This window comes from Pseudoxanthomonas sp. LjRoot204_2 (assembly GCF_056175765.1).
The window spans coordinates 1-3948 of the sequence record NZ_JBGFFG010000320.1 but is presented as its reverse complement, the minus strand read 5'-3'; the positions used below and the strand labels follow the sequence as shown (position 1 = coordinate 3948).

Genomic DNA, 3948 nt, shown 5'->3' with positions numbered 1-3948 from the left:
GCGTCGGCCTGGTCAGCGGTATCGATGGGCGCGTCGAGGCGCCCGTCGGCGCCGACGAAGTCGAACGCGAGCAGCTGGCGTTGCGAAGGATCCAGCGCGCGGTCGGCGCCGACCAGTTCGTTCAACCACCCGCTTTCGGCGAACACGTCGCTGGCGGCGAGGTGGCGATGCGCAGAGATGCCGCCGGCGACGAACACGACCGGGGCGCCCGTCGCGCCCTGGAGTTCGTAGCGCAAGGTCACCGCCCGCGTGCCGGCATGGCGCATGGCCAGCTCGACCACCACTTCACCCCGCAGCGCGCGCGGACCTGCGTCCTGCGGGGAAGACAGCGGAAACGCCTCGATCGGCGAGGGTTCGGGCAAGCGGTTCAGCGCGGGACTGGCGTAACTCATGGCGGCTTCCGGTGGGCATCCCTCGCGGGACGGGACTGCACCACCGAGCTTCGCGGAGCTCGCGTTCGCCGTGCGAGGGCACGGTACGAACCATCTTCCGGCAGACGCTGAGGTCCCCGCAGGATTTGGCACCACCACGGCGCTTGCGCGTCGCTGGCTGCCCCGGCTTCTTCGGGCCTGTCCCTCTGCCGGTCTCGATGGTGGAGCTACTTTGCCCCCGGCTCCGACCAATGTCAATCGCTTTATTCGGATGAAGCGATGGATTCTCGACCGCGATCCCGCTGCCGGCGGGTGCGGCAATGCCGCATAATCCCTGACATGACCTTGAAACCCCTTCTGGGCGGCCTGTTCGCGGCCTTGCTGGCCGGCTGTTCCACCGCCCCCCTGCACACCTCGACCCCGCCTGCGCCGCCGCCGAAGACCGCCGCCGACGCCATCCTTCCGGAAGCGTGGGTGTCCGCGCCGGTCGCCGGCGACGAACTGGATTCGCTGGTGGCGTGGCCGACCGAAGACGGCCCGGTGTGGCTGATCGCCACCGCCAAGGCGACCCACCACCTGGCCATCTACGATGCCGACACCGGTCAGCGACTGCGTACGGTCGGCACCCCGGGCGACGCGGTGGGCCAGTTCAACCGGCCGAACGGCATCGCCGTGTTCGGCGACCTGTTGTTCGTCGCCGAACGCGACAACCACCGCGTGCAGGCCTTCCGCCTGCCGGACTTCGCGCCACTGGGCGCGTTCGGGGCCGATGTGCTGAGCTCGCCCTACGGCTTGTGGGTGCACGAGACCGCGCCGGGCGAGCTGGAGCTGTTCGTCACCGACAGCTTCATGGCCGATTTCCGCACGATGACCCTGCCACCGATGGCCGACCTGGATGGTCGCGTGAAGCGGTTCCAGGTGCGCGTCGAGGAGGGCGGGAAGCTGGAAACCCGACTGCTCGGGCAATTCGGCGATACCGGCGCGGCCGGCGCGCTGCGCATGGTCGAATCCATCGCCGGAGATCCGGCGCACGACCGCTTGCTGATCGCCGAGGAAGACCGCCGCGTCGGATCCACCCTGCGGGACTATCGGCTGGCGACCGGCGCCTACCGCGGCCACAGCCTGCCAACATTCGACGCCGATGCCGAAGGCATCGCGCTATGGTCGTGCACCACCGAGGCCGGTTACTGGATCGCCGTGGACCAGCTGACCCCGACGCGCTTCCGCGTCTTCGACCGCGCCACGCTGGCGCCGTCCGGTGTGTTCTCAGGCAAGGTGACGTCCAACACCGACGGCGAGACCRTCTACGCCATGCCGACCAAGCGGTTCCCGGCCGGCGCGCTGTTCGCGCTCCACAACGACGTCTCGCTGGCCGCCTTCGACCTGCGCGACATCGCCCGCGCGCTCGACCTGCAGGGCGATTGCCCGCGGTGAGCATGCGCGGGCTGGCCCTGGCCTGCGGCATCATCATGCTGGTCGGCAGCGTGGGCGACCTCGCGGCTGCCCGCCTGTATCGATGGAAGGACAAGCAGGGCTATACGCAGTACGGCGACCAGCCGCCTCCGCCGGAGCAGTTGGCCGGCAGCGGCCTGGACGTCATGCGGTTCCGCAATCCGCCCAGCGCGCTGGTGCGGCTGCGGCTTGAGAAGCAGGGCACGCGCTACMAGGCGTGGGCCGACAACCTCATGCACGGGCCGGTGCAGGTGCAGCTGGGGTTCCGTCGGCAGCGCGACGTGCGCAGCGCGCCCGCCCTGCCCGCCCGTGCGGTGGTGCCGGCGCGCAGCAGCGTGCTGGTGGCCGACATCAGCGTGACCGATCCGCTGCGCGGCGGCGATTTCGAACTGACCCTCGACGGCATGCCGGGTGACCCCGCCAGCCAACCGCAGGATTACGAGTACCGCCTGCCGTTCGACTACGGCCGCGTGCGCGTGGACCAGGGCCCCGGCGGTCGCTTCAGCCACAGCGATGCGCAGAACCTGAACGCGGTGGATTTCGCGGTGCCGGAGGGCACCCGGATCGTCGCCGCGCGCGAGGGCCTGGTGATGCAGGTCGAGTCGGACTTCGACAAGGCCGGCCTGAACCGCGAGAAGTACGGTGGCCGCGCCAACTTCATCCGCATCCTGCATCCCGACGGCACCATGGCGCTGTACGCGCACCTGAAGGCGGAGGGCGCGCAGGTGCGCGTAGGCCAGTACGTGCGCAAGGGGCAGTACATCGGGCTGTCCGGCAACACCGGCTTCTCCACCGCCCCCCACCTGCACTTCGTGGTTCAGGCCAACCGCGGCATGCGGCTGGAGTCGGTGCCGTTCCGTATGTTCGGCCCGCTTGGCCAGCTGCAGTTCCCCTCGGGCCGCTGAGACGGCTGACCCGCCGCGGCCGGTATAATCGCCGCCTTCCCGCTCCTTCAGCGCCCGTCCGGGCGCCCGCCCCATGTCCAATCCGACCAGCGCCGTGGCCGATGAAGCCGCGCGCCGCCGCACTTTCGCCATCATTTCCCACCCCGACGCGGGCAAGACCACGCTGACGGAGAAGCTGCTGCTGTTCGGCGGCGCGATCCAGATGGCCGGCTCGGTGAAGGGCCGCAAGGCGGCGCGCCATGCGACCTCCGACTGGATGGCGCTGGAAAAGGAGCGCGGCATCTCGGTCACCTCGTCGGTCATGCAGTTCCCGTACGAAGGCAAGATCGTCAACCTGCTCGATACCCCGGGCCACGCCGACTTCGGCGAGGACACCTACCGGGTGCTGACCGCGGTCGACAGCGCGCTGATGGTCATCGACGTGGCCAAGGGCGTGGAAGAGCGGACCATCAAGCTGATGGAAGTCTGCCGCCTGCGCGACACGCCCATCATGACCTTCATCAACAAGCTGGACCGCGAGGGCAAGGACCCGATCGAGCTGCTGGACGAGGTCGAAAGCGTGCTGGGCATCCAGTGCGCCCCCGTCACCTGGCCGATCGGCATGGGCCAGCGCCTGAAGGGCGTGGTGCACCTGCTGACGGGCGAAGTGCACCTGTACGAACCGGGCCGCAACTTCACCCGCCAGGACTCGACGATTTTCCCGTCGCTCGACGCGCCCGGCCTTGCCGACAAGATCGGCGCCGAAATGCTGGCGCAACTGCGCGACGAACTGGAACTGGTGCAGGGCGCCAGCCATCCCTTCGACAAGCAGGCCTACCTCGACGGCAAGCAGACGCCGGTATTCTTCGGCTCCGGCGTCAACAACTTCGGCGTGCAGCCGCTGCTCGATTTCTTCGTCGAGCACGCGCCATCGCCCCAGCCGCGCGAAACCACCGGCCGCGAAGTGCAGCCTGCGGAGAACAAGCTGACCGGCTTCGTCTTCAAGATCCAGGCCAACATGGACCCGCAGCACCGCGACCGCGTGGCGTTCATGCGCGTGTGCTCGGGCCGCTTCGAGGCCGGCATGAAGACCTTCCACGTGCGCAGCGGCAAGGAGATGAAGCTGGCCAACGCGCTGACCTTCATGGCCAGCGACCGCGAGATCGCCGCCGAGGCCTATCCCGGCGACGTGATCGGCATCCACAACCACGGCACGATCTCCATCGGCGACACCTTCACCG

3 protein-coding genes, 1 pseudogene and 1 riboswitch are annotated in these 3948 nt (G+C 69.0%); of the genes and pseudogenes, 3 read left to right on the top strand and 1 reads right to left on the bottom strand.

Annotation, left to right across the window (positions count from 1 at the left end):
• Window positions 1-392: pseudogene (locus tag AC04L7_RS13875) on the bottom strand (homoserine O-succinyltransferase MetX); the annotation flags it as partial.
• A gap of 87 nt (window positions 393-479) precedes the next feature.
• Window positions 480-596, bottom strand: a riboswitch (SAM riboswitch).
• A gap of 114 nt (window positions 597-710) precedes the next feature.
• On the opposite strand from AC04L7_RS13875, the gene AC04L7_RS13870 reads away from it, so the two are divergent.
• The 3 genes from AC04L7_RS13870 to AC04L7_RS13860 all read left to right on the top strand — a co-directional run.
• Window positions 711-1805, top strand: coding sequence for a phytase (locus AC04L7_RS13870; RefSeq protein WP_475513223.1), 1095 nt, complete (start codon window positions 711-713; stop codon window positions 1803-1805).
• A 2-nt stretch (window positions 1806-1807) separates the two neighbouring features.
• On the top strand, window positions 1808-2728 hold the full coding sequence (locus AC04L7_RS13865; RefSeq protein ID WP_475513222.1) for a peptidoglycan DD-metalloendopeptidase family protein: 921 nt from the start codon (window positions 1808-1810) through the stop codon (window positions 2726-2728).
• 73 nt (window positions 2729-2801) lie between these two features.
• Window positions 2802-3948, top strand: a 1147-nt coding sequence (locus AC04L7_RS13860; protein WP_475513221.1) for a peptide chain release factor 3, incomplete at its 3' end; no start/stop codon positions are given.